This is a genomic window from Rhizobium leguminosarum, from assembly GCF_004123835.1.
Classification (GTDB): Bacteria; Pseudomonadota; Alphaproteobacteria; order Rhizobiales; family Rhizobiaceae; genus Rhizobium; species Rhizobium leguminosarum_M.
The window spans coordinates 1-25,406 of record NZ_MZMU01000017.1 but is presented as its reverse complement, the minus strand read 5'-3'; the positions used below and the strand labels follow the sequence as shown (position 1 = coordinate 25,406).

The following is a 25,406-nucleotide window of genomic DNA, read 5'->3' as shown; positions in this document are numbered from 1 at the left end:
GGAGCGAGGAAGACAGCCCTTTCCTCACGGTTGCGACAATCACCGCCGGCCTGCAGGTTGCCTGAACCAGCGAACGCTCCGAAATAGTGGACGATGGCATGCATTTTTCGCCCTGGAACGGAGTAGCCGACCATCGGCCGCTGGGCAATATCATGCGCCTTCGCAAGCTCGCCTATGAGAAGTCGGCTGCTTTTCGCTCCGAACGCCACCGAACACCGGTCGCCGAGCCGATGGTCTGTCCGTTCGGTCACAGTGCTTCCAGCTCGACCGATTTACAAAGCCCACCTGATCGCAGCAGGCGACTCCACTCGAATGGACATATGATGCAGATGCTCCCGGCGCCTCTTCTGTTTCCAACACCGGTCCGGTCGCTGTTGACCGATGATCCCGCCGAAATTCTGGCTTTCGCTTTCAAATGCCACGAGGCGGGCATGGCTGTGGCCTTAGCCACGCTGGTCTCCATTCGCGGCGGCGCCGCCCGGCCGCTCGGGTCGCATGTGGCCGTGGCTGCCGACGGGCGCTTCTGCGGCTACGTTTCCGGCGGCTGCGTCGAAGCCGCGGTCGCCGCTGAAGCGCTGCTTGCAATGGCGGCAGGAGAGGATCGGCTGGTCTTGTTTGGCGAGGGCTCCACCCTGATTGACATCGTTCTGCCCTGCGGCGGCGGTCTGTCGGTGGCAATTCACCTGCTGCGTGACACCGCCGCGATCTCGCAAATCCTCAATAGCCTAAACGCCCGCCAGCCCGCCGCCTTGGCCTACGTGCCTGCGCGGCAAAGTCTGTCATCGTCAACGCCGCCGAAACGGTCCGGTTGGAGGGATGACGCGTTTCTGACGCTCTACCGCCCCCGCACCAGGCTTGTGCTCTCCGGGCAAACGCTTGAGGCAGAGACGGTTGGCCGCCTGGCGGAAGTGGCGGGATATGAGGTCGTTCATCTGCGCCGGGGCGCAAGCGGGACAGAGTTTTGTCCGGAGATTGATCTGCATACGGCCATCGTTCTTCTGCACCACGATCTCGATCAGGAAGAGGCGATCCTCAATGCCGCTCTGCAGTTGCCGGGATTTTATATCGGCGCACTGGGGAGCACACGCACCCATCAAAAGAGGGTCCAGCACCTCAAACAGCGGGGCTATGCGGACAGCGATATCGATCGCATCAAGGCGCCGATCGGAATGTTTGGCCCGGCGCGAGATGCATCCTCACTGGCATTGTCGGTCCTGGCGGATGTGGCTGCTTCACGCCTGATGGCGTTTGGGCCGTAGCCTTGCCAAATTGGGTCGCGCGGTGTTTTTAGGTTGAAAAGGGAGGAGGCGTTGACGGATATAAGGCGAGCCGATCGGTCCTCTGTTTCAGACGGTGTTACGAAGAGCTCAATCGCCATCATGCTTCTGGCAGCCGGCACGGCAAGCCGAATGGGTGATGGACACGCGCACAAGCTGCTGGCGGAATTCGACGGCATGCCTCTTGTCCGGCGGCTCGCAGCTGTTGCACTGAGCGTCAGTGCAGCCCCCGTGGTGGCTGTCACAGGACATCGCCACCGCGAAATCACCAGCGCACTGTGCGGCCTCGACCTAACTGTCGTTTACAATCCGGATTTTGAAACGGGCATGGCAAGTTCGCTCCGCGTCGAAAGCGCTGAGAAGGCCCGGTGGACAGCAAAAATGGCGTCACCAGCAACCTTTATTTGAATGCACAAAGCAAGCTGATCGACATCGAATTCGTCCAGTTTTCGGACGGCGTCTATGACGTGACCGCAGGCGTCTTCAGAGAAGATCCGAACGTCAACAGCCAGCCGGCCGCATCCGGCTTAGCAGTATGACGGTTTCAGAGGACCCGTCAAACGTCCGTCGGTGGTCCGCCAAGCTTGGACGCTTTGGAAGAACCGCGGCGGCGGCGCGGCATTGTCTTGATCCCCATCAAGGGCCTCGCCCTTGCCTCTGGGTTGAAGAGTGACTCGGAATTCCCGCGCTTGCAACGTCAACTTGCCCGCTTTCCCCTCTTAAAGAATATTCATCAAACCGCGCGAGCGGTCTACGACTTTACGGTCCTTTGCGCCCAAGTAATATCCGGTCCCAAGCCTCTCCACAGAAGCTACCCCAAATTGCTTCCAGTTATGATGGCTCCGCCACAGGACCACGTCTGGCCTGAAGTGTTCGCCACACTCGTTTATTGTCAGACGACACCGTATAGATTCGCCTTTTAATTTAGCCTACGCCTGTCATGAGCGCTTAATGTATGTTGTTTACTAAAAAAATCGATCAGACACCGGAACTTATTGTTGCGTGATCTGATTATGGGCGGATACGAAGAACGCGATATCTCGCGACCCCTTCTTCATGATCCACTTTTCCTGCATGCGAACTCAGCCCCGCCACGTGGCGGGGCTTTTTCATGGGCTACACCACGCAAGCTGCTCCGAGAAATTACCTATACCCCGGGAGGTTGGCCGCCCGCGTACCATCGGTGCCGAGGGTCAAGGGGGCATTGCCGAAAATGAGTTTGAAAAGCGTGCTCCGGATCAGGGGCAGACACCCTTTTCGCGCTGAGTTTTGCAGTCTCAGCGGAACGGAAATTAGCAGAGAGATTGCTGTCTACCATCGGACCGAAGTCCGACTCACTCGCAATAATTCGTCGATGTCAGCGCTGGTGCTTGTCCGGCGGATCAGCCGCCGGTAGCCGTCGGCCTTGATGTGGAAGACGCCGTGCTCGCCTGCGATGTCGATGAGCTGCCCCGGCTTCTTCGCCCAACGGTACCTAAAACCACATGATGTTCATGGGAGCCAGGGGTTAATCACTTTCAACCCAGCGGCCTCAAAAGGGCCTGTGTCGCGAGTTGCGACGGCAAGGCCGTTCGCTACGGCGGTGGCTGCAATATATCCATCCGCCTTGCTGATCGCTTTCCCGGATACTCGAGCGCGCGCCATCAGTTCCGAGTAGAATTGGCTGGCGGCAAGACCGAAAGGCAGGATGCGTTCGGCAAAATGCGGAAGCACTTCGTCCTCCAGGCGATCGCGAAGGATAGTTTGCCGTTTGCCTGAGGGCATGGCAGCGATCCCAAAACGAAGTTCTGCAATTGTTATTGCGGAAACGAAGAGAGTTTCGATGGCTTGGGCGTCCAACCAAGCGACCACTGCTCCATCAGGAACCGGTTTCCACGGCTCCGATATCACGTTGGTGTCCAACAGGATCATTCGAAAGTCATGGGTTCAGCAGGCGCCTTATCGCGATTTTGCTGCAAGGCTTCAACGTCGCTATTGGAGAGCTCAGCGTCACGACCGATGGCCGCAAGTAAAGAGCCGAGCTTCACGCGTTCAGACGGGCGAACGGCGGCCTCGATAATGTCACGGATTTCGGCCTCTGTGCTTCGGCCATGATGAGCTGCTCGCACCCGTAGGGCGCGATGTGTTTCATCAGACAGATTGCGAATGGTGACCGCCGGCATTGATGTCAACCTAACAAAAACGATGTCGCTGACATCAACATATGTACAATGATATCAAGCGTCAAGGATATTGATACGCGGCTTGCGGGCGATCTTTGAAAGGAACGCCGGCAGCACGCCGGTTGTGGCCCGATAGACGGTGCCGATCCTGATCTGCCGGATGGTCTTGCCGGCCACCGCCCGTGTGATCTCGGCACTAAGATCGACCTCGCTCAAGATCCCCGACGCAGCGGCCGTAGAAGGTCTCCGGTTGAAAGTCTTGGCTCATCGACCACCGACTTGCTCTTGGGCCTGGTGATTAATGTTCACAAAATGAAGAAGAGGTGATAGTTTTGCGCAAGTTGTGAAGGATTTTCACAGTTGGGCCCTAGACCAAGTGATCCAGTTTCGCGGAGACGTTGATGCGTGAATGGCCTACGCAGAGTGTGAGGGATCTTCACGGACGGCCGCTGCCTGAGCGCGGTGAACCGGCTGGCTATGCCGCGATCATGGCACGCTACGATCTGATCTTGCCGCCGCCTATACGGATGGCCGCTATAGCCGAGCGGCATCATCCGACATCAACCGAGGCCTGGTTGATGCTGACGCCCCGGTATCGTCCACAGCCCGAGCTTGGCTCTCATCTGGTTTTCGCCTTCAGATACGAAGGCGTCGATCTCCAGGTGTTATCGGCTCTGTTCCAGATCATTGAGACTGACGAGATCGAGGCTATCATCCGGGCGACGCCAACTGGCGCTTTCGCGCGACGCCTCTGGTTCCTGTACGAGTGGCTGACCGATCGGCAGCTCGATATTCCCGATCCCGGGAAGGTGCGGATGGTGACGATCCTCAACCCGGATCAGCAATATTCACTGGCTGAAGGCGATCCATCTCCGCGGCACAAGGTCTCGAACAATCTGCCGGGCACGCCGGCATTCTGCCCCCTGGTTCGCCGGACGCCGGATCTCGTCGCGTTCTCGCAAAAGGCGCTCGGCGAACGGGCACGCGAGGCGATGGGTCGCGTCCGTCCCGATCTAGTAGCGCGAGCCGCCGCTTTTATTCTGCTCAACGATTCTAAGTCCTCCTTCGCCATCGAAGGAGAGCGACCATCAGGCCAAAGGGCAGCGCGCTGGGGCCAGGCCATCGCGCAAGCGGGCGTGAGTCCGCTCAGCCTCGACGAACTCGATCGCCTTCAGCGCATCGTCATCGGAGACGCCCGCTTCGTGCCTCTCGGCCTTCGGGACGAAGGCGGTTTCATCGGCGTACATGACCGAGACACCAACATGCCCATCCCCGATCACATCAGCGCGCGGCATGAGGATCTGGAAAGCCTGGTGGGCGGCCTGATCGCATTCTCTGACCGCGCCGCGCGGGGCGCGATGGACCCAGTAGTAGCAGCGGCATGTCTTGCATTCGGCTTCGTCTACATTCACCCTTACGTGGACGGTAACGGCCGGCTGCATCGCTGGCTTATCCACCATGCGCTTGCCACCGCTTCCTACAGTCCTCCCGGTCTCGTGTTTCCAGTCAGCGCGGTGATCCTGCGCAACGTCGACCGGTACAGAGCGGTATTGGAGTCCTGGTCGGCGCCGCTCCTTCCGTTTATCGAATGGCGTCCGACCGTCTCGGGCAATGTGGAGGTGCTAAAAGACACGGCCGCTTTCTACCGCTATTTCGATGCCACGGCGCATGCGACCTTCCTCTATGCCTGCGTCGAACAGACGGTCGAACACGATCTACCGCAAGAGGTTCGCTTCCTGCAGGCGTTCGATACGTTTTCCGAAGGCATCCAGCAGATCATCGACATGCCAACGGCTCAAGCCGAACTGCTACACAAGTTCCTCGTCCAGAACGACGGCCGGCTGTCGCAGAGAGCACGCACGAAGGAGTTTGCTGCGCTGGACGACGCCGAGGTCGAAAGGATCGAGGCGCTCTATGCCGACGCATTCGAGCGAGACCGGGCCTGACCACCGCTTTCGCGTCTTTGTTCAATAGATCTAGTCGCTCTCGTCAACTGCGTCAGAGGTGACGCTCTTCGCCTGAATGGAGCTTCAACGAGCCCCCTGCGCGCTTGCAGTTAAAGCCAATCTGGCCAATCCGATCGTGTCACGGCTGAAGCCGGCAAGGTAAATCCGAGTATCGAGTCCTTTGGGCGATTGTCTCAGCAGCCGGAATTCCGTTTGACTTCCTTTTTGAGGATGAATCCTCAAACAGACGGCGGCGTCTTCGGGGAGTTACCGATCAAGCTCGGTCGCATCGCACCGGCTGATCCGGATCAAGGCCACCCATGCCCATGAACCTGGGTGCGCGGTCCAGGCAGCTGTCGCAAGCGGTGCCCTGGGCGCCGATCGCCTGGAACGCTGGCGGAGCTTGCTTGCCGAAAACCGCGACCGAACACCGGTCGTGAGCGGACCCCGCGGCAACAAGATCGTTCGCAAGAAGAAATATTGAAAGTGTTGAACGTTTGCGACGGTGCTCATCGGCGTCAGCCACGATCCGCCCACCTGAATTGGCTGGGCTGTGGTGATAGCGTCAGCGCTCAATGATTGGGATTGCGGTCAAGAAGAAGACCCTGCGAGCGGCCGCTCCCGCTTGTGAGGGATATATCTTTGAACAACCGCGACATGAGGCGCGGTCGCAATCCTTGCCTCTCATCGATGAGGAGGAATGACATCCTCTTTATCTCGATCGTGATCACGCCTGCGTTGTCATGCCGAGCGCGGAGCATCACGCTAGAAGGTAGTCCTCGCGAAGTCAGTAGAGACCGAGTGCTTCAGCAATCAGCAAGCATAGACAGTCAGATTGGAGCTATCGTATGGCTTCTTCTGTGGCCAGCGCGACCGAAAGCAAATGCTCGTCGCCATTCGGCAAGCCGGAAAGAAGCAGACCGACAGGCATGCCGGCGTCGCCGGCGCCACAGGGGATCGAGACACCGCAGCCGTCGAGGAAGTTGCCGATCAGCGTGTTGCGCAACGTCTTGGCATTGGTTTTCACGAAAAGCTCGTCGTTGGTCAAAAGCGGTGCGGTCAGGGGCGCGACATGCGGCAAGGTCGGCGACACGACCAGTTCGCCCGGTCCGATGCTTGACGCAAATTCCGCCATCAGATGCTCACGGGCGGCCAACGTCTCGATATAGCCTGTCATGGTGATCTTCTCGCCCAGCCGCGTGCGAGCAACCACGCGAGGGTCCATTCCCTCGGCCTCCGGTCCCGCCAAACGCTCCCGGTGCAGCACGAAGGCTTCGGCCGTCACCAGCGGGCCGTATTTCGCCATCAGCTCAAAGATTGCGGCATAGGCCGGAAACGCCTGCCGCCGAATTTTTGCCCCGGACTTTTCCAGCAGCTTCAAGGCCACCTCGAAGGCCGACACCACGCCCGCTTCCGCATCATCGAAAACGATGGTTTCGGGAACGACGAGCGAAAGACCCTCGACCGAGCTACGGCGAACATCGGGTGTGCCGAGGCCGCGCATCGCCGCATCGATCCACACCGCATCCTGCACGGTATGGCAGAGCGGCCCGAGCGAATCGAGGCTTTTCGACAGCGGGAAAACACCCCGCATGGAATAGCGGCCGCGGGTTGCCTTGTAGCCGACGATGCCGTTGAAGGCTGCCGGAATGCGAACCGATCCGCCCGTGTCCGTCCCGATCGAAACCGGCACCAGTCCGGATGCCACCGCAACGCCGGAGCCGGACGAAGAACCGCCGGGCAACCGTGCACCATCGGTCGAGGCCGGGTTCTGCGGCGTTCCGTAGTGAGGATTTATGCCGAGCCCTGAAAAGGCAAACTCGCTCATATTGACCCGGCCGATGCTGACCATGCCGGCCCCGGCAAGCGCCGCAACGACATCGGCGTCCCGAGTTGCGGGTACCGATGTTTTGAGCACGGTGGAGCCGGCCGTTGTTGCAAGCCCCTCGATATCGAAAAGATCCTTCCAGGCGACCGGAATGCCGTCGAGCAGGCCAAGCGAACGACCATCCCTGATGCGCTTGGACGAAGCGGCGGCTTCAGCCCTCGCCCGCTGTTCCAGCAGGTTGACGAAGATCGACTGGTCCTTGCAGCTGTCAATGGTGATAAATGTTTCCTCAGCGAGCGCCACCGGATCAAGCGCGCCGTTCTGGATCAGCACGGAAAGCTGGGCGACTGTTTTTCCACCGTGAGACGGCATCATCCATTTCCTCTTCTACCGTCCGACAAGCTGCATCCACCGGCGGACGAGATAATTGTGTTCATCCATCGTCGTGTTCCAAACGGCGATGCAGTTTGCCCTTTGCCAGTATGACCCGCCGGCCCTTATGCTGCCCTTGCGAATTCGCACCGATCCATCCGGGCCGGGAAGATCGGTGGCGGCAGGGTGCCCCTCGTACCAGTAATCCCACTCTGCCGGCATCATGAACTGCCGGGAACGTTGCGGCGTCGAGATGTAATAACCCTGACGCGCGACGACGGCACCGGGCCAGCCTGATATCCACCAGTTCAGATATTCGTAGGCGACATCGAGCATCCGGCCACTCAGATCCTTTGACAGGCACAGACCGCCATGCCAGGCTCGGTAGCCCTCGACGGGGACCGCCTGCTCGACGGGAATGCCCTGCCCATTCAGAATGTTAATCCCCGTCGACCACATGCTCTGTACATCGGTTTCACCGTCGACCATCAAGCGAGCGGCATCCTCTGCCGTTCGCCAGAACTCCCGGAAGAAACCGTCCTTCTTGCGTGCTTTCAGTAGATCGATCAGCCGGTCGATTTCGGCCACCGTCATATTGCCGATATTGTTGAACGACATCAGTCCTGCCGCCTGCGCGGCCAGCGCCGCATCGAAAATGCCGATGGCCGGCTCATCGACCAAGGAGACGCGGCCCGCCCATTTCTCGTTCAGCAGCGACGCCCAGGAATTCATCTCGATGGTATGCTTCACCACGTCAGTACGGTAGGCGAAACTGTCGAAATTGTGCGTCGTCGGCAACATCGAAATGCGCGGCGATGGCGTATCGCCAAGCGCGAGGTTCGGCTGTACGAACAGCTTCTTGGCCGGTACATCGCCCTGTCCCAGCCGCGCATTCGGGCCGATGTGCCCGGTCTTGGTGAGATCGTTGATCTCAGACCAGAGCTTGATCCGGCTGGTATCAATCGGTTGCACCGCGCGCCAGTACCAGACGATATCCAGATTGTGGAAACACTGGTCGTAAATATCGTAGCTACCCGGCTCCTGCGCCGCCTTATGCTGCGTCGTCAGGAAGTCGTTATTGTCGAAGGTGACGTCGATGCCGAGATCCTGCTCGGCCTGCAGACGTAGTTCCTCCAGCAGGGAAATCGCCGTGCCGAGTACGCGCAGCTTCGGCCTGCCCTGAAGATGGAGTGCAGGCGTGGCAGGTTGTTGCGGCTTTGGCTGATGCTTGTTCATCAAGAGGTCTGGACGTCCTGTCGTGCTGACGGTGCTCCCCCCGCCAGGGAGGGCTCCGGTCCTGCGAGGGTGAAGGCCTCGAAGGACCGTTTCAGCAGACTGGCATCGAGTCCGTCAACAATAAACACGATATGCGAGCGGCGATCGTCCGAGGGCCAGGCAGCCATATGCGTGGGCGGGTGAACAAGATGCTGCACGCCATGGATGGCCACGGGCCGGGCCTCGCCCTCAACATTGAGGATGCCCTTCACCCGCAGCACCCGTTCGCCGTGCCGGTGGAGTAACATGGTCAGCCAGACGCCAAACGCAGTCCAGTCTATGGCGCCCTCGACGCTCATGACGAAGGAGGTGACGGCCGCCTGATGGGTGCCGCCGTCGGCCGTCTCCAGCATGGCCGGCGTTTCGCAATAAAAGCCGCTCGGCGATTGAGCGATGCTGCCACGTGTGGCAACAGCCTCGTCAAACAGCCCCGCGACATCCAGCTCCTTATCGGCCGTCGATAGCAGAGCGGCATCGGGGTTGATCCGCCGCAGCCGCTCCCGAAGAAGGTCCAGACCGTCTTCATCGGCAATGTCCGTCTTCGTCAACATCAGCCGGTCGGCGATCGCCGCTTGCCGGTTGGATTCGATATAGGTATCGAGCTGGCGCATGCCGTTCACGGCATCGACCGTCGCGATGACGTTGCCCGGCCGGAGGTGATGCCGCAGCACCGGGTCGGCCTTCAGCGTCGACAGCACGGGAAAGGGATCGGCAAGGCCGGTGCTTTCGATCACCACGCGCTTGAAATTCGGAATGAGCCCACGCTCGCGCCTGGAATGCAGGTCGCGCAGCGCATCAGCCAGTTCACCGCGAACCGTGCAGCAGAGGCATCCCGATTGCAGCAACACCATCGTCTCATCGATCCGCTCGAGAAGATAATGATCGAGACCGATTTCACCGAATTCGTTGATGAGCACGGCCGTATCAGCCAGCGCCGGGTCGGTCAGCAGGCGTTTCAGCAAGGTCGTCTTGCCGGAGCCGAGGAAGCCGGTGAGCAGGTTGACGGGGGTAAAGGCAGGGCTATCAATCATGACGCCCGGCCTCCATCCGCTCGATGATGTCGATGTTCAGCGGATCGCAGATCCGGCCTGAAAGCCGCTCGGCAGCCGGCCAGAGGTGCCCGAGATCCTCGATGATTTCGCTTTTGCCGGTACGCGTCGCCAGCACGAAGGACGCCCCCTGCCAGTCCGACAACGTCATGCCGAAGCCCGCCAGCACCTGGTTTGCCACCCGCACCCGGTTGGCGCGCTCGCGACGCCGATCGATCCGCTCGACATTGCGCGTAAAAACGCCGGGCCGCGCCACCGCATCGGCCCAGTGTTCATTTCCTCCGAGAACCCCGCACAGCGAGCACATAGTATTTCCTTGAAATATGTGAAAGGAGCGGACACCGCCCGCTCCTCGTCTTGCCGTTTACTTTTTGCGCGGAAAGCGCTTGGCAAAGTCGTCGGCGATTTCATTCATGGTCACGAACTTGACGCCCGGATGCTTGCTCATATGCGCAAAAAGCCGCTCCAGCATCATCAGCACCTGCGGACGGCCGGCGACATCCGGATGGATGGTGATCGGGAAGACGGCATAATCCATTTCGCGATAGACCCAGTCGAACTGGTCGCGCCACATCTGCTCGATATCGTGCGGATTGACGAAACCGTGGCTGTTCGGCGCCTTCTTGATGAACATCATCGGCGGCAAGTCGTCGAGATACCAGGAAGCCGGAATTTCGATCAGGTCGGTTTCCTGGCCGCGCTTCAGCGGCACCATCCAGTCGGACGGCTTCTTCGAATAGTCGATCTTGGTCCAGCTGTCGCCGACACGCACGTAATAGGGCGTGAAGTCGTTGTGCATCAGCGAGTGGTCGTACTTGATGCCGCGCTCAAGAAGCAATTCATTGGTGACGTTGGAAAACTCCCACCACGGCGCGACATAGCCGGTCGGCCGCTTGCCGGAAAGCTTGGTGACGAGATCGATGCACTTGTCGAGAATTTCGGTTTCCTGCTCGCGGGTCATCGCGATCGGGTTTTCATGGGTATAGCCATGAATGCCGATCTCGTGGCCGGCATCAGCCACCGCCTGCATCTGCTCCGGAAAGGTCTCGATCGAGTGACCGGGGATGAACCAGGTCGTCTTGATACCGAAACGCTCGAACAGCTTCAGCAGGCGTGGGCTGCCCACCTCGCCGGCAAAAAGCCCGCGCGAAATATCGTCCGGCGAATCCTCGCCGCCATACGATCCGAGCCAGCCTGCAACGGCATCGACGTCGACGCCGAAGCTGCAAAAGATTTCCTTCGCCATGGGTTATGTCTCCTTTTAGTTTCTTGTCAGAGAGTGTCGTTTCAGTGAACGGGAATGACGGTTGCTTCCGCCGGATTCCACGACAGAAGAACGCCGGCGCCGACCGGAAAGGTCTCCGGCTGGTATTTATCGATATGGGCCTCGAGCGCGACGGAACGCCCGTCCGGCAGGCTGGCCGTCAGGTGCGAGACGTGGCCGACCACGGCGAAATGCTCGATCCGCGCATCGACGACATTGCCGCCGATCTTGCCGACAAGACGCTCGCGCAACTGGGTGTCGGCCGCATGCACCTCGATCGCTTCAGCGGGAATGACCAGATTGACTTTGGCCTTGCCGGGCACGGCACCATTGGCGCGCCCCGACAGCATGCCGACAGGTGTGGACACGACGGTGTTTTCCCCGTCGCCGCCCTGCACCTCGCCCTGAAAGATCGTGTTGCGGCCGATGAACTGCGCCACGAACGGCGTGTTCGGCCTTGTATAGAGCTGATGCGGCGGGCTGATCTGCTCGATGCGGCCCTGATTCATGACGACGATGCGGTCGGACAACGCCAGTGCTTCCGACTGCGCGTGGGTGACGAAGATGAAGGTGATGCCTAGTGTCTTCTGTAGCAATTTCAATTCGTTCTGGATCGCCTTGCGCAGATTGGCGTCGAGCGCGCCGAGCGGCTCATCGAGCAACAGTATATCCGGCTCCACGACGAGACCACGCGCCAGCGCGATGCGCTGGCGCTGGCCACCCGACAACTTGTCCGGCTTGCGATCGGCGATATCCTCCAGGCCGAGTGTCGCAAGGATGCGATCGACCTTGGCATCACGCTCCGCCCTTGCCATGCCCTTGACCTCCAGACCGTAGCCGACATTGCGGCGCACGGTCATGTGCGGAAACAACGCATAACTCTGGAAAATCATCGAGGTCGGCCGCCCCTGCGGTGACACGTCGTTCATCCGCACGCCCTTGATCATCATGTCGCCGGAGGAAATCCCCTCGAAGCCGGCGATCATCCGTAGCGTCGTCGTCTTGCCGCAGCCGGACGGTCCGAGAAACGCGATAAACTCGCCCTTGGTGACCGAAAGGTTGAAATCGATGACGGCCGGTGTGCCGTTGTCGTAGACCTTGCCAACATTTCTGAGTTCGAGGTCGTAGATCATGGGGTTGCTCCGGACGGTGTGGGATACGTCTGATTGTGTACCCTCCCCTTGAGAGGGGGAGGGTAGAAAGAAGCTTATGCGCTCAGGAACTCATCCCACTTCTGGATGAGGTGGTCGTATTCATCCGGCCACTGGTGCCAATAGGCGACATTAGCCGCGCGCTCCTCAAGCGAACCACCGTCCCGAAGATCGCCTTCCTTGATGCCGCGCTCTTCCGCGCCGACCCAGGGCTTGCCCTCATACCAGAAGGCATATTTCTCCGGCGCCATGACATCCTTGATGTTCGTCGAAGGCGAATAGTAGCCCTGCTCGGAAACCGCGATGCCCGGCTCGCCGGAAAGCCAGTAGTCGGCGTAGGCGATAACGGCTTCCTTGTTGGTCGTACCGGCAATCATCGTTGGGCCGATCGCCCAGCCGCGATAACCTTCCTTCGGCACCGCGTACTTGCAGGGCTTGCCCTGCGCCTTGACGGCCATGACCGCCGGCTGCCAGGCGTCGCAGACGACCATTTCGCCCGATGCCATCAAGTTGACGAGCTCGCCGAAATCACCCCACAGCGCGCGGAACTGACCTTCCTTCTTCTTCGAAATCAGGAATGCGGCCGCCTCGTCGATTTCCGCCGCCGTCGCATTGCCGGGGTTCTTGACATCGGAAAGGCCCAGCGTGTTCATCGCCATGATGGCCTGGCCGAAAGCGATCAGCGGGTCGGTGTTGAGGCCGGACTTGCCCTTCCACTTCGGATCGAAGATCGCCGCCCAGGTGTTGGCTTCCTCGGCGCTGACGACATCGGGATTGTAGCCGATCGAATCGTAGTTATAGACGGCAGGCACCATGTTGAGCGTGGTCTGCGCCTCGTCGGCCCAGATCTGGCCGGTGATCTGCGATTTCACATCCCACTTGTCGCTCGGCTTGGTGAACACCTCGCGAATGTTCGCCCAGTTCTTCAACGATGCGGCAGGGATCACTTCGACATTGTCGGTCATGACGATCGACGGCAGGCGCTCGGCGATGATTTCCCAGCAATCGTAATCCTTCGAACCGGACAGGATCTTGGTCTGTGCATCCGGGAAGGTCGCCGCCGTGCCGGACGTGCTGCCGACGCCGGACGCCTTCTTGAACTCTTCCAGAATACGCTCCTGAACCGTCACCGAAAGACCGATGGTGCGCAGGCTTTGGCCGGCAAGATCGGCAGCCTGGGCATAGGCTGCGCGAGACGACAGAAGATGCGTGCCGCCGCCCATGGCGAGCGCCATCATGCCTGCGGACCGCTTCAGAAGGGAGCGGCGATTGATTTCCATGTTGGACATGTCTCTTCTCCAGTTGATTGTTGTTCCCCGAACCCCGTTTGATCGCGGCCCATTCTTCAGTCTCCGCAGGCCGCAGGCGGCGATAACGCCCGCCATGCAGCCTTGACGGTTCAGTAGCGCCCCACCAAGAGGCCCCCATCCACGACCAGCACCTGGCCGGTCATGTATCTCGCGTCGTTCGACGCCAGAAATGCGATGACATCCGCTATATCCTCGGGCGTGCCGAGCCGCCCCATCGGGATGAATTCGGCGGCTTTTTCAGCGCCCGCCGGACCCAGAGAATTTTCTTCCGACAGAAGCTGCGCCGTGCGGATGTATCCGGGCGCGATGCCGTTGACCCGAACGCCGTCTCGCGCCAATTCCACGGCCAGACCGCGCACGAGGCCGATGACGCCGGACTTGGCCGCCGAATAATGCACATGCTCGTCCCAGCCATAGGCAATCCCCATGATCGAGGAGAGCGCGACGATGCTGCCGGATTTGCGCGAACGCATGCCGGGAGCCGCCGCCCGCGCCAGCCGGAAAATGCCCTTAAGATCGATATCGAAGGTCAGGTCCCACTTTTCGTCGGTGAGATCTGCCAGCGGCGTGCGGTGTGCGATCCCCGCATTGGCGACGACCACATCGATACCGCCGTGGCGGGTTTCTACGTCTGCCACCAGCGCCTCGGTGGCCTCGGTCGATCGCACGTCGTAAAGCTCGAATTCCGCCGATCCGCCAGCCGACAGAATGGCCTGCGCTGTCTCCATTCCCTGCTTTTCCAGAATGTCGGTGACGATGACGTGGTCGCCCCGCGCGGCAAGCGCCTTGGCCGTCGCCTGCCCGATGCCGATCCCGGCGCCGGTGACGATGGCAATACGTTTCGATGGTCCAGTCATGGTTTTGTCCCTCTCACAGCATCACATCGCCGGAATTCGGCCCGAGCGTCTGGCCGACGAACAGACTCGCTGCCGGCGATGCGAGGAAGGCGACCGTTTCGGCCACTTCCTCAGGCTCGCCGAAACGCCCAAGTGGTAGTTCGGCCTTCTTGGCGGTGCGCCAGTCGTCGGACAGCGCCATCACCAGCGGCGTGTTGATCGGCCCCGGCGCCACGGCGTTCACCCGCACGCCGCGCTTGGAAACCTCGCGGGCCAGCGCCTTGGTCATCCCGATGATGGCCGCCTTGGCGCTGGAATAATGCACAAGCTCGACGCCGCCGATCTGGCCGAGTTGCGAGGCGACATTGACGACGACCCCCTCGCCGCGGTCCAGCATCGCCGGCAGCACCGCCTTGGTCATCAGGAAGGTGCCGCGCACATGCACGGCGAACATCCGGTCGAAATCCTTGACCTCGAGATTTTCGAACAGCGCCTGATGGGCGATGCCGGCATTGTTGACGAGGAGATGCGTCTCGCCATGCGCCGTCACCGCAGCGGCGTGGACGGCAGCCACGTCGTCTTCGGATGACACGTCCCCGGCAATGGCGGCAGCCGTTCCGCCTGCCGCCTGAATTTCACCGGCGACCGCATCGGCCCGGACCAGCGACAGATCGTTGACCATCACCGCGTAGCCCACGGCCGCCAGCTTGTGGGCGATGGCCCGGCCGATACCGGAGCCGGCACCCGTGACGATCGCCGAGCGCTTTTGCGTCACCATCACGCCTCCTCCTGGATTGCCATCTGCTTGGCGCGGCGCACCGACAGCGTCATCAGCACGGCGTAGGTGCCCAGCAGCGCAAAGGAGAACAGTGTGGTCAGCACCCCGAAGGCGAAGACATTCGGATGCACTTCCACCGAGAAAGTGCCGTAGATGGCCAGCGGCAGCGTCAGGTCACGGCCCGAGGCAAACAGCGTGCGCGAGAACTCGTCGTAAGACAGCGTGAAGGCGAACAGCATGGCCGACAGCACGCCCGGAAAGATCAGCGGAAAGGTGATCTTGCGGAAGGTGCGCGCCGGAGAGACCCCGAGCGACCAGGCCGCCTCCTCGACGCTGGGATCGAAGCGGTTGAAAATGGCCAGCATAACCAGAAAGGCGAAGGGGAAAGTGTAGACGACGTGCAGCACGAAGGCCGTGCCCCACCAATGGCGGTCGATGCCGAGCGAGTTGGCAACCAGCGCCATGCCGAGGCCGACGAGCACGCCGGGCACCATCATACCGAGCACGATCAGATAGAACACAAAGCCCGAGCCCTTGAACTTGCGGCGGAACGCCTGCGCTGCCGAAACACCGAGAACCGTCGAGACGATCATCGTCATCACCGCCAGCCCCATCGACCGGACGAGCGCCTGCTCGATCGGCAACGGTGCGATGCGCGAGGGCGGCGTCAGACCGAAGAGATGCTTGTACCAGTAGGTCGACCATTCGATGATTGGAAACTGCGGTCCGCCTTCCGGCCCTGTCTGGAACGACAGGATCGCCAGAACCACGAGCGGCCCGTACAGGAAGACAAGGAAGAGCGCGGTATAGGTGCCGAGACCGAATTTGATGCCGGTTGCGTTCATGATCAGAGCTCCTTCCTGAGATCGACGATCCTGAGCAGGGCAGCGACCACGGCGCCCATGAGGATCGTCAGCACCACGCCGGCCACCGCCGCGAAGGCCCATTTGAGCGACCCGACCTGGGTAACGATGATGTTGCCGAGCAGGTTGACCTTGCGGCCCGAAAGTGCGGCCGAGGTGGCGAATTCGCCAAGAACCATAACCGAGACGAAGATGCCGCCGACGACCACGCCCGGCATGGACAGCGGCAGGATGATGGTGCGGAAGATGCGGCCGAAGCTGGCACCCAGATCCTGTGCAGCCTCGATCACCGATGGATCGATACGGCCGAGCATGAAAGCGATCGGACCGACCATGAAGACGCAGTAGATCTGCGTCATGCCGATAATGACCGACAGTTCCGAAAACAGCAGGATCTCGATCGGCTGCTGGACGACACCGATCTTCATCAGGATCAGGTTGATCGCACCTTCCTTGCCGAGCATCGGCCGCCAAGCCAAGACGCGGATAAGGAACGAGGTCCAGAAGGGAATGACGCAGAGGACCAGAAGAACGGTCTGGATCGTCTTGTTCCTGACGAACAGACCGACAAAAAGGGCGGCCGGATAGCCGACCAGCACCGTCGAGACCAGCACGATCAGCCAGATGCGCACCGTCGTCCAGAGCGCACCCAGATAGGTCTCGCTGCTGAAGAAGGTGATCCAGCTCTTCAGCGTCAGGGTCGGTTCGATCTTGAAGGTCGTCTGCGTCCAGAACGAGACATAGACCATCATCAGGATCGGCAGCACCAGAAACAGCACCATCCAGATCACGCCGGGCGCCAGCAGCCAGAGCGCGGGACCGGAGAGCTTCCGTTTGCTGGTCGTTTCGACCTGCGCTTCATCGCCAATCGCGACCATCGTCATCTCTCATTCTCCAGAACAGGCAAGGGCGTTTGCGACCGGACTTTTTCAGGCAGGGCGTTTTCAGGCAAAGACAAGAGCGTCCTCCCGCTTCCAGACCAGCGCGTAGCGGCCTTTCTCGACATAGGTTTGCGGTGCGGAGCGGCTGAGGTGCGTTTCCACCTCGAACACTCGGCCGTCATCGAGCGCAAAGAAGGAATTGATTGCCGCCCCGGAATATTCGCTGGCGACGAAATTGCCCTCCAGACGCACCTCCCCCTGAAGGACCGGCGCATTCTGCTCGCGGATATCGACCCGGTCGTAGCGGATCGCATAGGCAGGCTGCGATGCCGGCTGGCGAAAGCCCCCCAGCGCAAATCGTCCGGTCGGACTGACGAAAACATCACCGGCAACACTGCCGGCAAACAGATTGTAGCAATTGAGAAAGCGCGCGACGGCAGGCGATGCCGGGCGGTTGTAGAGGAGATCGGAGTGAGCGGACTGGGCGATGTGCCCACGGTCGAGCACCAGCACCGTATCGCCCATGGCGAGCGCCTCGCTTTCGCTGCCGGTCACATGCAGGAAGGTGACGCCGCAGCGCTCGCGGATAGCACGCAGTTCGGTGCGCATCCGGGAGCGCAGATTGGCGTCGAGCGCACCGAGCGGCTCGTCGAGCAGAACCATCTTCGGCTCGGTCACCAGCGTGCGGGCCAGAGCGACGCGCTGGCGCTGGCCACCGGAAATCTGCGTCACGGCCCGGTCTTCAAGGCCCGTCAGTCCGACCAGCGAAATGATGTCACGCACCCTGGCCTTGACGCTGGCGGCATCGGTGACCGGGTTGAGCTCGCGGTTGACAAGGCCGAAGGCGATGTTTTCCGAGACCGAAAGATGCGGAAACAGGGCGAAATTCTGGAAGACGAAACCGATACCGCGATTGTGCGGCGCGATGCCGTCGATCCGCTTGCCGCCGAACAGGATCGCGCCCTGTTCCGGCTCCTCGAAACCGGCAATCACCCGCAGAAGCGTGGTCTTGCCGGACCCGCTCGGGCCGAGAAGCGAGATATAGGCATCATCGGGCAAGGCCAGTTCGACCCTGTCCAGCGCCTTGAGGTCGCCGTAGGATTTCGAGACGTTCATGAGTTGAAGAGCTGCCGACATCGCTATTCTGCCAGTTCCAAAGGCAAGGAACATTCTTCCGGCAAAGCTTCGCCCATACCCGAACCGCTGATAGGTCCCGGCAGGCAAGCAAAAGCCGTTCGCGCAAACATCACACGCGCGTCAAGAGATGTTCCTTGGCGTTTTAAGAAAGTTCCACCTGTTACGCTTCTTGCGAGCGCCTGCATTACAAAAACTATGACACGAATGATTTTTGTATTCAATAGGCTTTTACAGAATCAAGACATGTCGGCTCGGTGCACCCCGAACACACAGGGTCACCCTTCAAAAGCCAGCGCATCTCTTTCGCGCCGCAGACGATCCACGCAAATCCAAAACACACTTCGCAGCCTCATAAGAGAACTATTCCCACCAAAACTGGCAATAAACCGGAGCAGGTCATCAAGCAGCAGAACGCGCGTGCCTTATCAGGTCGACCTCAGCCCGAGGTCGCTACCCGTTCATTCATTCTCTCGACAAAATGAATTTTATTGTGACATTGTATTCAATAATCATTTTATTTTTGCCCTGTCTTTACTCCCTGCAAATGCGTAAAACTGAATTTAGGACATGGGCCAGAGGGAAAGCGCCGGATTTCATGACCGAAGATCGAACCAGATCGACCGCACAGAAGCGATACGAAATCGCCGAGGATATTCTGCGCAGTAACATTATCGACGGCTTTCTGCCGGAGGGTCTGGTGCTGCTCGAAGGTCCCATTGCGGACATCCTGCAAATTTCCCGCGCGCCCGTTCAACGTGCGCTGCAAACCCTTGAAATCGAGGGGCTTCTGCATCGCTTCAGCGGCCGGGGCTATCTCGTCGGAGCGCCGAATCGAGGCATCGAGCCCAACCGCACCGATATCAAGACGCTTGGACTGCACATTACAAGCCATGCCGACGAGGCACTCCAGAGCCGGTCGTCCTGGGAGCGCATCTATAATACCGTCGAGGCGGATGTGGCCGGATGCGTCGTGTTCGGCCAGTACCGCATCGTCGAGATCGAGCTTGCAAACCATTTCAACGTCAGCCGCACCGTCGTGCGCGACGTGCTGACCCGGCTGCGCGAGCGCGGGCTCGTGCGCAAGAACCAGAGTTCGCATTGGATCGCCGGTCCGCTGACGGCCCAGATCGTCAAGGATCACTTCGTTCTGCGGCGCATGCTGGAGCCACAGGCTATCGTTGTCGGAGCAGGGCATATCGACCACGCCGTCCTGACCGATCTGTTTACCCGCCTCTCCACGCTGGAGCAGCAACAGCCGAAAGATTATCTCGGTGCGGTCGAGGCCATCCAGTCCAACTTCATCGAAACCTGCGTTCTGGCGACACCGAACGAACGGCTGAAGGATCTGATCCGCAACAATCTTCTGCCGGTGACGGCGACCGAGCGGCTGCTTCGCCGCCTTGGCCTTCCCGGCGATCCGGCGATCATCACCGAGCTTCGGCTGATCGCCGAGCTGCTGATGCGTGGCGCGGCGACGGCCGCTGCCGCTATGATGGAGAGCCACCTCGATGCCTCCGTCAACCGCACGATCGCCCAGATGAAGATCGTTGCGATCATTCCGGGCCCGAGCGTCACGGCCGATTATCTGACGCGGGTGATGGAATAGCGGCAGCACCGACTTGTCTTTCCCGCTGCCACAGTCGCCATGTCGCAAAGCCCGCATCGGATCGCCCCTTCCTTAGGCCACTGCCCTGCGAAGGCTGGTCAACAGGGCTTGCCGGTCCGCCCGCGCCTTAAGCGCCTCGTCCATCGTCACCTTGACGAAGCGGGTGGGCGTATGAGGCTGGAGCTGGCCGATAAGATCCATGTCGGCGGAGATGACCGTTCCAACCATGAAGTAGCCGCCACCCGAGACGGCGTCCCGGTGCAGGATGATCGGTTCGGTGCCGCCCGGGACCTGAATGGAGCCATAGGGATAGCAGCTGTCGACGATGTTCGACGGATCGGAACCCGCACCAAAAGGTTGCTCGCGCTCAACGAAATCGAGCTTGCGTCCGCCCTTGAAGCGATAACCCATGCGGTCGGCCTCGTTGGCGACTTTCCATTCGTCGGCGAAGAAGTTTTGCTGCGATTCTTCCGTGACGCGGTGCCAGTAGAGGCCCGGCAAAACGCGAAGCTCCGCCAGCATGCCCGGCTTACGGCGCAAATCATCGGTGACCGTCCGACCCTCGGTCGCAAGGCTAGCAGTGCCGACCGGAAGCTCGTCGCCGGCTGCGATCGCCCGGCCCTTGTAGCCGCCGAGTGCGCCGATCGGATAGGTCGAGCGGCTGCCAAGTGCTTCCGGCACATCGATACCGCCCGAGACAGCGATGCAGATACGTGCGCCGGATTTGAGGTAGTCGAAGGTCAGGGTCTGCCCGGCCTTGACCTTGAAGGCGGTCCAGCCGGGTTGCGCGACGCCGTCGACCTTGGCCGGCATCTCGGCGCCGGTGACGGCAACCAGTACATCCTCGGTGAATTCGAGCTTCGGCCCGATGAAGACGGCTTCAAGCCCGGCAGCACCCTCGTCATTGCCGACGAGCAGGTTTGCCGCCCGCATCGCGTAACGGTCCATCGCACCGCCGACGGGTATGCCGAGGTGGAAATAGCCGGGCCGGCCGAGATCCTGGACGGTGGTGGCGAGACCATGATGGAGAACCTTAATGGCCATTGAGCATGCCCTCCAGCGTGGCGTTGTAGCCGTCGATGTCCTTCTGGAACTCCCTGAGATCGAAGCTGACCTCGCGGATCGGCGGAGCAAACCGGCCCTTGTCGACATCCTCGACCGCCTGGTCGTAGGCATCGCGGCCGATCGGCTGGAACTTGACGATGTCGCCGGGGCGGAAGAACACCATGAAGTCTCGGAGATAGCTGGTGGTCTGGGTCGGATCGAAGATCGGCATGGGGGTGATGCCGAACATCTGGTAACCGCCCGCACCGCGCACGGAGTAGATGCAGCCGAAGCAACCGCCATGGCCGACGGTCAGTCTCGGGGTATCGGTGCGCGGGCGAAGATATTTCGGAACCTGGATCTGCCTTTGGCGCTCGACCATCTGGTACATGAACGGCAGTCCGGCCACGAAACCGACCATGGAGACGAACCAGGGCGAACCGGAATGGGCGGCGACGAAATCATCGACCGAACCGAAATTGTTGATGCGGGCGGCGTAGTCGAGATCGGTACCCGCGGGATCCTGGTGGCGCTCGCGGAAGCGCATCAGCGTTTCGTGCGTCCAGGGATCATTGTAGAACACCGGAATTTCGACGATCCGGGTCTTGATCACCGGTTCGGCCTTGCTGGCGGCTCCTTCGATCGACTTTACCTCCCGTAGGATATCGTTGGGGTGGATGATGTCGGGATTGAACTTGATCTGGAATGATGCGTTGGCCGGGCAGATTTCGGACACGCCCTTGATGCCGCTTTCGCGCACCCCGGTTGCCATTGACAGACTGGTGAAGAAGGCTTCAAGCGACATCTCCTCACTGCATTCGATGAACAGATGCTCATCGCCCCCGAACGAATATCGTATGCTCATCAGGCAACCTCCGCGGTCTTGCCGGAAAGACCGGCGAATTCGGTTTCAAGCCATGTTTCGAGGAAGCGAGTGTGGAACGCGCCGCGGCGGACGCTCTCGTCGCTGGCAAGCGCCAGATGCAGCGGCACCGTCGTTGGAATGCCGGTAATCGTCAGGCCCTCGAGCGCGCTCTTCAGCCGCTCAAGGCATGCGTCGCGGCTTTCGGCCCAGACGATCAACTTGCCGACGAGCGAATCGTAGAACGGCGGGATGGAATAACCTTCGTAGAGCATAGTGTCGAAGCGGATGCCTTTGCCCTCGGGAACTTTCAGCGTCTCGATCCGCCCAGGTGCCGGCATGAAGTTGCGGGACGGATCCTCGGCATTGATGCGGCATTCGATGGCGTGGCCGCGCGCGACGATATCCTTCTGGGCGATCGACAGCTGGGCGCCGCCGCAGACCTTGATCATCTCCTGCACGAGGTCGATGCCGGTGATCATCTCGGTCACCGGATGCTCGACCTGGATGCGGGTGTTGACCTCGATGAAGTAGAATTCGCGGGCGATCTCGTCGTAGAGGTATTCGACAGTGCCGGCGCCGCGATAGCCAACCTCCCTGGCAAGCGCGACGGCGCTAGCGCATAGCTTTTCACGCACGGCCGCTGGCAGCAGGAAAGAAGGCGCTTCTTCCCAGACCTTCTGGCGACGGCGCTGCAGTGAGCATTCGCGCTCAAAGCAATGAACGAAATTCTCGCCGTCGCCAAGAATCTGAACCTCAACATGACGGGCCGTGGTGATAACCTTCTCGAGATAGAGCCCGCCATCGCCGAAGGCGGCAGCGGCCTCCGCCGAAGCCTGCGGGAAATGCCGTTCCAGGTCCGCCATGTTGTCGGCGATGCGAATGCCGCGCCCGCCGCCGCCGGCAGCGGCCTTGATCATGATCGGGAAGCCGGTGTTGTTCGCGATGACGCGGGCCTCGTCGAGGCTGGCGATCCGTCCGGCACTGCCGGGAACGGTCGGCACGCCGGCGCGGGCGGCCACCGCGCGGGCGGCGACCTTGTCGCCGAGCAGGCGGATCGCGTCACCCTTCGGACCGATGAAGATCAGGCCGGCAGCCTCGACCGCTTCGGCGAAATCGGCATTTTCGGAGAGGAAGCCATAGCCCGGATGCACTGCATCGACGCCGGTCGCCTTGGCGGCAGAAACTACGGCATTGATATTGAGGTAGGATTTGGCGGCGGATGGCGGGCCGATGTTGACGGCCTCGTCGGCAAGCTTCACGGCCAACATATCGGCGTCCGCGACGCTATGAACCTGTACGGTGCGGATGCCGAGCGCCTTTGCCGCCTTGATGATACGCACCGCGATCTCGCCGCGGTTCGCAACGAGGAGCGAGCGGATGGTCATGCCTCCACCACTGCGATCACCTGGCCGGCCATCACCGGCTCTTCATTGTCGACGAGGAAGCGGATGGCCGTGCCGTCGATGCCTGCCGGGATTTCCTGGAATGTCTTCATCACCTCGATCATGCCGATGGTGTCGGCACTTGCGACCGCGTCGCCGTCCGCCTTGAACGGGGCCGCGTCCGGCGCCGGCGTCCGGTAAAACGTGCCCGGCAAGGGCGATCTGATTTCCAGCTTGCTCATGTCTCTCTCCGCTTAAAAGTCTCAGTGGCGTGCGATTTCCGAAATCGGCGCGATGCGGATGCCTTCGGCATTCAACGCCTCGCGCATCTGGCGCACGATATCGAGCGCGCCGAGCGTATCGGAATGGAAGCAGATGGATTCAAAGGCGATGTCGACGTCCCCTCCGGTGACCGTCCTGACCTTACCTTCCTTGCAGGCGCGCACGACCTTTCGGGCAATCGCGGCGGGATCCGGACGCCCGGCATCGCGGGTAAAGACGATTGAGCCGGTGTCGTCATAATCGCGGTCCGCGTAGAACTCGCGCACGACCGGCTGCCCGGCTTCCTTTGCGACCCGGTAGGTTTCCGAACCGCCCATGCAGAAGATGTAGGCATTGGGCTCGACGGTGCGCATGTATTGCATGAAGATCTGCGAGAGTTCGGCGTCGACAGCCATTTCCATATAGAGAGCGCCGTGCGGCTTCACATGCTGCAGGCGGGCGCCGTGGCGACGGGCGAACTCCCGCAGCGCGCCGACCTGATAGACCATGTCGTTGACCAGTTCCTTGGCAGTTCCGGCAATCTTGCGGCGGCCGAAACCCTGAAGATCGTTATACCCTGGATGCGCGCCGATGCCGACGCCATGCTCCGTTGCGAGACGAACCGTCTGGTCCATGAGGTTCGGATCGCCGGCGTGAAAACCGGCGGCGATATTAGCCGAGCTGATCTGCCCCATCAGCGTTGTGTCGTCGGTATCGCCGACGCGCCACCGGCCGAAGGCTTCGCCCATGTCGCAATTGATGTCTACTGCATCGATCAACGTACTGTTCCTCGCCTGCCTGCAATGGGGCCACGTTTCCGTCTGCCGCTTTTTTGACGAAATCAGGCTAGGACGAATTAATTCATTTGAAAAATTAAATTTTTGTATGCTTAGTATCTGAAAATCAGAATGCAGTGCTCAAATTTGGCGCACCCAAGAAACACGTAATTTCAATCAGTTGAGACGAGTGTGCACCTTTGCGTGCTGATATATGCTGCTTTTTGGGTCGGCTCTTCTGATTTTCCGATGGCATGTTTTGGTTTATTGAATAGAAAGGCATCGTCATGGCGCTCAGTCTCCGGCAGCTTCGTTATTTTGTCGCGACCGCGGAACTCGGCCAGATATCGCAGGCTGCGGTAGATCTTTCCATTTCGCAGTCCGCCGTGACGACGGCGATCAAGGAACTGGAGCAGACCGTCGGCGCCAGCCTGTTCATCCGTGCCCCACACGGCATGGACCTGACGGCGGCCGGACGCCAGTTCCTGTCGCATGCCTATGACATCCTGAAAAAGGTGGATGAGGCAACGCACCTGAACGTCGTCAACAACGACGTCGAGGGTACCCTGACGGTGGCGGCAACCTATACCGTCATCGGTTATTTTCTGCCCCTGCACATCGAACGGCTGCGGCGCCTCTTCCCCAAGCTCGATATCCAGCTCTTCGAATTGACACGGGAATCGATCGAGGAAGGTCTTCTGACCAACCGCTATGATATGTCGGTGCTACTCACCTCCAACATCCTCAACCCATCGCTTGTGACGGAAAAGGTGTTGAGTTCGACCCGCCGCCTGTGGGTGCCGGCACAGCATCACCTGCTACAGGCAGATTCGGTGGGTTTGGAGGAAATCGCCGAGGAACCTTACATCATGCTGACCGTCGACGAGGCCGCCCATTCGTCGCTGAAATACTGGAGTGCCTCGCCCTACCAGCCCCAGGTGATCCTGCGCACATCGTCCGTCGAGGCGGTGCGATCCCTCGTCGCCAACGGCCAAGGCGTGGCTATCCTCTCCGACATGGTGCACCGGCCTTGGTCACTGGAGGGTCGGCGGATTGAAACCATCAATGTTCGCGACCCGGTGCCGGCCATGGATGTTGGTCTTGCATGGCGTAAGAACATCGAACTTTCACCGCCGATGCTCGCCTTCCGATCCTATTTCCAGCAGGCATTCCACCTGCCAGGGAATGCGCGCTGAGACTATAGTTTCGTATTGCTCGCCTTGAAAGGAGTCGAACCGCCGGCGCTACTATCAGATCTTTTCGAGCTCTGACAAATCACCCGTTTGAGCGCGTGGCATGCCTTTAGGGACTAACTATTTGAATTGCATCTCGTAAACCTATAT

Annotated in this window: 27 protein-coding genes and 2 pseudogenes; 7 read left to right on the top strand and 22 right to left on the bottom strand. The window is 60.4% G+C overall.

Translation table 11 applies throughout. The features are described from left to right. Positions 1-323 precede the first annotated feature (323 nt). The 3 genes from B5P46_RS24495 to B5P46_RS35295 are packed head-to-tail and all read left to right on the top strand — an operon-like array spanning position 324 to position 1,816. On the top strand, positions 324-1,259 hold the full coding sequence (locus B5P46_RS24495; RefSeq protein WP_129421041.1) for an XdhC family protein: 936 nt from the start codon (positions 324-326) through the stop codon (positions 1,257-1,259). 51 nt (positions 1,260-1,310) lie between these two features. Then, positions 1,311-1,685 (top strand): nucleotidyltransferase family protein, encoded by a 375-nt coding sequence (locus B5P46_RS35415; RefSeq protein ID WP_348639866.1) that lies wholly within the window; start codon positions 1,311-1,313, stop codon positions 1,683-1,685. After that, positions 1,682-1,816 carry a hypothetical protein gene (locus B5P46_RS35295; RefSeq protein WP_281023564.1) on the top strand — a complete coding sequence of 45 codons (135 nt, stop codon included), beginning with the start codon at positions 1,682-1,684 and terminating at the stop codon, positions 1,814-1,816. Before B5P46_RS35415 ends, B5P46_RS35295 begins: the two co-directional genes overlap by 4 nt. Positions 1,817-2,768: 952 nt before the next feature. On the opposite strand, the gene B5P46_RS24485 is transcribed toward B5P46_RS35295, so the two are convergent. The 3 genes and pseudogenes from B5P46_RS24485 to B5P46_RS24475 form a co-directional block, all read right to left on the bottom strand. Then, on the bottom strand, positions 2,769-3,188 hold the full coding sequence (locus B5P46_RS24485; protein WP_129420994.1) for a type II toxin-antitoxin system VapC family toxin: 420 nt from the start codon (positions 3,186-3,188) through the stop codon (positions 2,769-2,771). Further along, the gene (locus tag B5P46_RS24480) at positions 3,185-3,439 is read right to left on the bottom strand and encodes a FitA-like ribbon-helix-helix domain-containing protein (RefSeq protein ID WP_003550301.1); all 255 of its coding nucleotides are present in this window, start codon (positions 3,437-3,439) and stop codon (positions 3,185-3,187) included. The genes B5P46_RS24485 and B5P46_RS24480 overlap by 4 nt, the downstream gene beginning before the upstream one ends. A gap of 66 nt (positions 3,440-3,505) precedes the next feature. Beyond that, positions 3,506-3,686 (bottom strand): annotated as a pseudogene (locus tag B5P46_RS24475) (LysR family transcriptional regulator); the annotation flags it as partial. A 154-nt stretch (positions 3,687-3,840) separates the two neighbouring features. Here B5P46_RS24475 and B5P46_RS24470 point away from each other — a divergent pair. Both B5P46_RS24470 and B5P46_RS35085 read left to right on the top strand, forming a co-directional pair. Then, positions 3,841-5,385 carry a Fic family protein gene (locus B5P46_RS24470; protein WP_129421039.1) on the top strand — a complete coding sequence of 515 codons (1,545 nt, stop codon included), beginning with the start codon at positions 3,841-3,843 and terminating at the stop codon, positions 5,383-5,385. A 316-nt stretch (positions 5,386-5,701) separates the two neighbouring features. Further along, positions 5,702-5,869, top strand: a pseudogene (locus B5P46_RS35085) (ribosome small subunit-dependent GTPase A); the annotation flags it as partial. 88 nt (positions 5,870-5,957) lie between these two features. Here the strand turns inward: B5P46_RS35085 and B5P46_RS35080 are convergent. From B5P46_RS35080 to B5P46_RS24395, 14 genes are all read right to left on the bottom strand, one after another. Next, positions 5,958-6,146, bottom strand: a complete 189-nt coding sequence (locus B5P46_RS35080; protein ID WP_129421038.1) for a hypothetical protein — start codon at positions 6,144-6,146, stop codon at positions 5,958-5,960. An 80-nt stretch (positions 6,147-6,226) separates the two neighbouring features. Next, positions 6,227-7,588: an amidase gene (locus B5P46_RS24455; protein ID WP_129420993.1), complete on the bottom strand. Its 1,362-nt coding sequence runs from the start codon at positions 7,586-7,588 to the stop codon at positions 6,227-6,229. Positions 7,589-7,600: 12 nt separating this feature from the next. Next, complete coding sequence (locus B5P46_RS24450; RefSeq protein ID WP_129420992.1) at positions 7,601-8,821, bottom strand: ABC transporter substrate-binding protein; 1,221 nt, start codon at positions 8,819-8,821, stop codon at positions 7,601-7,603. Beyond that, positions 8,821-9,891 carry a CobW family GTP-binding protein gene (locus tag B5P46_RS24445; RefSeq protein WP_129420991.1) on the bottom strand — a complete coding sequence of 357 codons (1,071 nt, stop codon included), beginning with the start codon at positions 9,889-9,891 and terminating at the stop codon, positions 8,821-8,823. The genes B5P46_RS24450 and B5P46_RS24445 overlap by 1 nt, the downstream gene beginning before the upstream one ends. After that, the gene (locus B5P46_RS24440) at positions 9,884-10,216 is read right to left on the bottom strand and encodes a hypothetical protein (RefSeq protein ID WP_129420990.1); all 333 of its coding nucleotides are present in this window, start codon (positions 10,214-10,216) and stop codon (positions 9,884-9,886) included. Before B5P46_RS24440 ends, B5P46_RS24445 begins: the two co-directional genes overlap by 8 nt. Positions 10,217-10,273: 57 nt before the next feature. Then, positions 10,274-11,155, bottom strand: a complete 882-nt coding sequence (locus tag B5P46_RS24435; protein WP_129420989.1) for a polysaccharide deacetylase family protein — start codon at positions 11,153-11,155, stop codon at positions 10,274-10,276. A gap of 41 nt (positions 11,156-11,196) precedes the next feature. Next, positions 11,197-12,306, bottom strand: coding sequence for an ABC transporter ATP-binding protein (locus tag B5P46_RS24430; RefSeq protein WP_129420988.1), 1,110 nt, complete (start codon positions 12,304-12,306; stop codon positions 11,197-11,199). A gap of 74 nt (positions 12,307-12,380) precedes the next feature. Then, the gene (locus B5P46_RS24425) at positions 12,381-13,613 is read right to left on the bottom strand and encodes an ABC transporter substrate-binding protein (protein WP_129420987.1); all 1,233 of its coding nucleotides are present in this window, start codon (positions 13,611-13,613) and stop codon (positions 12,381-12,383) included. Between the two features lie 110 nt (positions 13,614-13,723). Continuing rightward, complete coding sequence (locus B5P46_RS24420) at positions 13,724-14,491, bottom strand: SDR family NAD(P)-dependent oxidoreductase (protein ID WP_129420986.1); 768 nt, start codon at positions 14,489-14,491, stop codon at positions 13,724-13,726. 13 nt (positions 14,492-14,504) lie between these two features. Then, positions 14,505-15,248, bottom strand: a complete 744-nt coding sequence (locus tag B5P46_RS24415; protein ID WP_129420985.1) for an SDR family NAD(P)-dependent oxidoreductase — start codon at positions 15,246-15,248, stop codon at positions 14,505-14,507. Next, positions 15,248-16,093 carry an ABC transporter permease gene (locus tag B5P46_RS24410; RefSeq protein ID WP_129420984.1) on the bottom strand — a complete coding sequence of 282 codons (846 nt, stop codon included), beginning with the start codon at positions 16,091-16,093 and terminating at the stop codon, positions 15,248-15,250. Before B5P46_RS24410 ends, B5P46_RS24415 begins: the two co-directional genes overlap by 1 nt. Positions 16,094-16,095: 2 nt before the next feature. Continuing rightward, complete coding sequence (locus B5P46_RS24405) at positions 16,096-16,995, bottom strand: ABC transporter permease (RefSeq protein WP_129420983.1); 900 nt, start codon at positions 16,993-16,995, stop codon at positions 16,096-16,098. Positions 16,996-17,055: 60 nt separating this feature from the next. Then, positions 17,056-18,129, bottom strand: a complete 1,074-nt coding sequence (locus tag B5P46_RS24400) for an ABC transporter ATP-binding protein (RefSeq protein WP_129420982.1) — start codon at positions 18,127-18,129, stop codon at positions 17,056-17,058. Positions 18,130-18,131: 2 nt separating this feature from the next. Further along, positions 18,132-18,350 (bottom strand): hypothetical protein, encoded by a 219-nt coding sequence (locus B5P46_RS24395; RefSeq protein WP_129420981.1) that lies wholly within the window; start codon positions 18,348-18,350, stop codon positions 18,132-18,134. A 374-nt stretch (positions 18,351-18,724) separates the two neighbouring features. Here B5P46_RS24395 and B5P46_RS24390 point away from each other — a divergent pair, with 374 nt between their 5' ends. After that, the gene (locus B5P46_RS24390; protein ID WP_129420980.1) at positions 18,725-19,735 is read left to right on the top strand and encodes a GntR family transcriptional regulator; all 1,011 of its coding nucleotides are present in this window, start codon (positions 18,725-18,727) and stop codon (positions 19,733-19,735) included. A gap of 72 nt (positions 19,736-19,807) precedes the next feature. Here B5P46_RS24390 and B5P46_RS24385 read toward each other — a convergent pair whose 3' ends face one another. The 5 genes from B5P46_RS24385 to B5P46_RS24365 are packed head-to-tail and all read right to left on the bottom strand — an operon-like array spanning position 19,808 to position 24,066. Continuing rightward, positions 19,808-20,779, bottom strand: a complete 972-nt coding sequence (locus B5P46_RS24385; RefSeq protein WP_129420979.1) for a biotin-dependent carboxyltransferase family protein — start codon at positions 20,777-20,779, stop codon at positions 19,808-19,810. Continuing rightward, positions 20,769-21,644, bottom strand: a complete 876-nt coding sequence (locus B5P46_RS24380) for a 5-oxoprolinase subunit B family protein (protein ID WP_129420978.1) — start codon at positions 21,642-21,644, stop codon at positions 20,769-20,771. Before B5P46_RS24380 ends, B5P46_RS24385 begins: the two co-directional genes overlap by 11 nt. Then, positions 21,644-23,029, bottom strand: coding sequence for an acetyl-CoA carboxylase biotin carboxylase subunit (locus B5P46_RS24375; protein ID WP_129420977.1), 1,386 nt, complete (start codon positions 23,027-23,029; stop codon positions 21,644-21,646). The genes B5P46_RS24380 and B5P46_RS24375 overlap by 1 nt, the downstream gene beginning before the upstream one ends. Further along, positions 23,026-23,268, bottom strand: coding sequence for an acetyl-CoA carboxylase (locus B5P46_RS24370; protein ID WP_129420976.1), 243 nt, complete (start codon positions 23,266-23,268; stop codon positions 23,026-23,028). The genes B5P46_RS24375 and B5P46_RS24370 overlap by 4 nt, the downstream gene beginning before the upstream one ends. A 21-nt stretch (positions 23,269-23,289) precedes the next feature. Next, positions 23,290-24,066, bottom strand: coding sequence for a 5-oxoprolinase subunit PxpA (locus tag B5P46_RS24365; RefSeq protein WP_129420975.1), 777 nt, complete (start codon positions 24,064-24,066; stop codon positions 23,290-23,292). A 284-nt stretch (positions 24,067-24,350) separates the two neighbouring features. On the opposite strand from B5P46_RS24365, the gene B5P46_RS24360 reads away from it, so the two are divergent. Next, positions 24,351-25,259: a LysR family transcriptional regulator gene (locus tag B5P46_RS24360; protein WP_129420974.1), complete on the top strand. Its 909-nt coding sequence runs from the start codon at positions 24,351-24,353 to the stop codon at positions 25,257-25,259. Positions 25,260-25,406: the final 147 nt, after the last annotated feature.

Coding starts and splice junctions, on each gene's coding strand:
- B5P46_RS24495 (WP_129421041.1), top strand. CDS start 324: ATGCAGATGCTCCCGGCGCCTCTTCTGTTTCCAACACCGGTCCGGTCG.
- B5P46_RS24415 (WP_129420985.1), bottom strand. CDS start 15,248: ATGGTGACGCAAAAGCGCTCGGCGATCGTCACGGGTGCCGGCTCCGGT.
- B5P46_RS24410 (WP_129420984.1), bottom strand. CDS start 16,093: ATGAACGCAACCGGCATCAAATTCGGTCTCGGCACCTATACCGCGCTC.
- B5P46_RS24390 (WP_129420980.1), top strand. CDS start 18,725: ATGACCGAAGATCGAACCAGATCGACCGCACAGAAGCGATACGAAATC.
- B5P46_RS24470 (WP_129421039.1), top strand. CDS start 3,841: ATGCGTGAATGGCCTACGCAGAGTGTGAGGGATCTTCACGGACGGCCG.
- B5P46_RS24425 (WP_129420987.1), bottom strand. CDS start 13,613: ATGTCCAACATGGAAATCAATCGCCGCTCCCTTCTGAAGCGGTCCGCA.
- B5P46_RS24380 (WP_129420978.1), bottom strand. CDS start 21,644: ATGAGCATACGATATTCGTTCGGGGGCGATGAGCATCTGTTCATCGAA.
- B5P46_RS24480 (WP_003550301.1), bottom strand. CDS start 3,439: ATGCCGGCGGTCACCATTCGCAATCTGTCTGATGAAACACATCGCGCC.
- B5P46_RS24445 (WP_129420991.1), bottom strand. CDS start 9,891: ATGATTGATAGCCCTGCCTTTACCCCCGTCAACCTGCTCACCGGCTTC.
- B5P46_RS24375 (WP_129420977.1), bottom strand. CDS start 23,029: ATGACCATCCGCTCGCTCCTCGTTGCGAACCGCGGCGAGATCGCGGTG.
- B5P46_RS24435 (WP_129420989.1), bottom strand. CDS start 11,155: ATGGCGAAGGAAATCTTTTGCAGCTTCGGCGTCGACGTCGATGCCGTT.
- B5P46_RS24400 (WP_129420982.1), bottom strand. CDS start 18,129: ATGTCGGCAGCTCTTCAACTCATGAACGTCTCGAAATCCTACGGCGAC.
- B5P46_RS24430 (WP_129420988.1), bottom strand. CDS start 12,306: ATGATCTACGACCTCGAACTCAGAAATGTTGGCAAGGTCTACGACAAC.
- B5P46_RS24455 (WP_129420993.1), bottom strand. CDS start 7,588: ATGATGCCGTCTCACGGTGGAAAAACAGTCGCCCAGCTTTCCGTGCTG.
- B5P46_RS35080 (WP_129421038.1), bottom strand. CDS start 6,146: ATGCTCCGCGCTCGGCATGACAACGCAGGCGTGATCACGATCGAGATA.
- B5P46_RS24370 (WP_129420976.1), bottom strand. CDS start 23,268: ATGAGCAAGCTGGAAATCAGATCGCCCTTGCCGGGCACGTTTTACCGG.
- B5P46_RS24485 (WP_129420994.1), bottom strand. CDS start 3,188: ATGATCCTGTTGGACACCAACGTGATATCGGAGCCGTGGAAACCGGTT.
- B5P46_RS24405 (WP_129420983.1), bottom strand. CDS start 16,995: ATGACGATGGTCGCGATTGGCGATGAAGCGCAGGTCGAAACGACCAGC.
- B5P46_RS24420 (WP_129420986.1), bottom strand. CDS start 14,491: ATGACTGGACCATCGAAACGTATTGCCATCGTCACCGGCGCCGGGATC.
- B5P46_RS24360 (WP_129420974.1), top strand. CDS start 24,351: ATGGCGCTCAGTCTCCGGCAGCTTCGTTATTTTGTCGCGACCGCGGAA.
- B5P46_RS24450 (WP_129420992.1), bottom strand. CDS start 8,821: ATGAACAAGCATCAGCCAAAGCCGCAACAACCTGCCACGCCTGCACTC.
- B5P46_RS24385 (WP_129420979.1), bottom strand. CDS start 20,779: ATGGCCATTAAGGTTCTCCATCATGGTCTCGCCACCACCGTCCAGGAT.
- B5P46_RS24440 (WP_129420990.1), bottom strand. CDS start 10,216: ATGTGCTCGCTGTGCGGGGTTCTCGGAGGAAATGAACACTGGGCCGAT.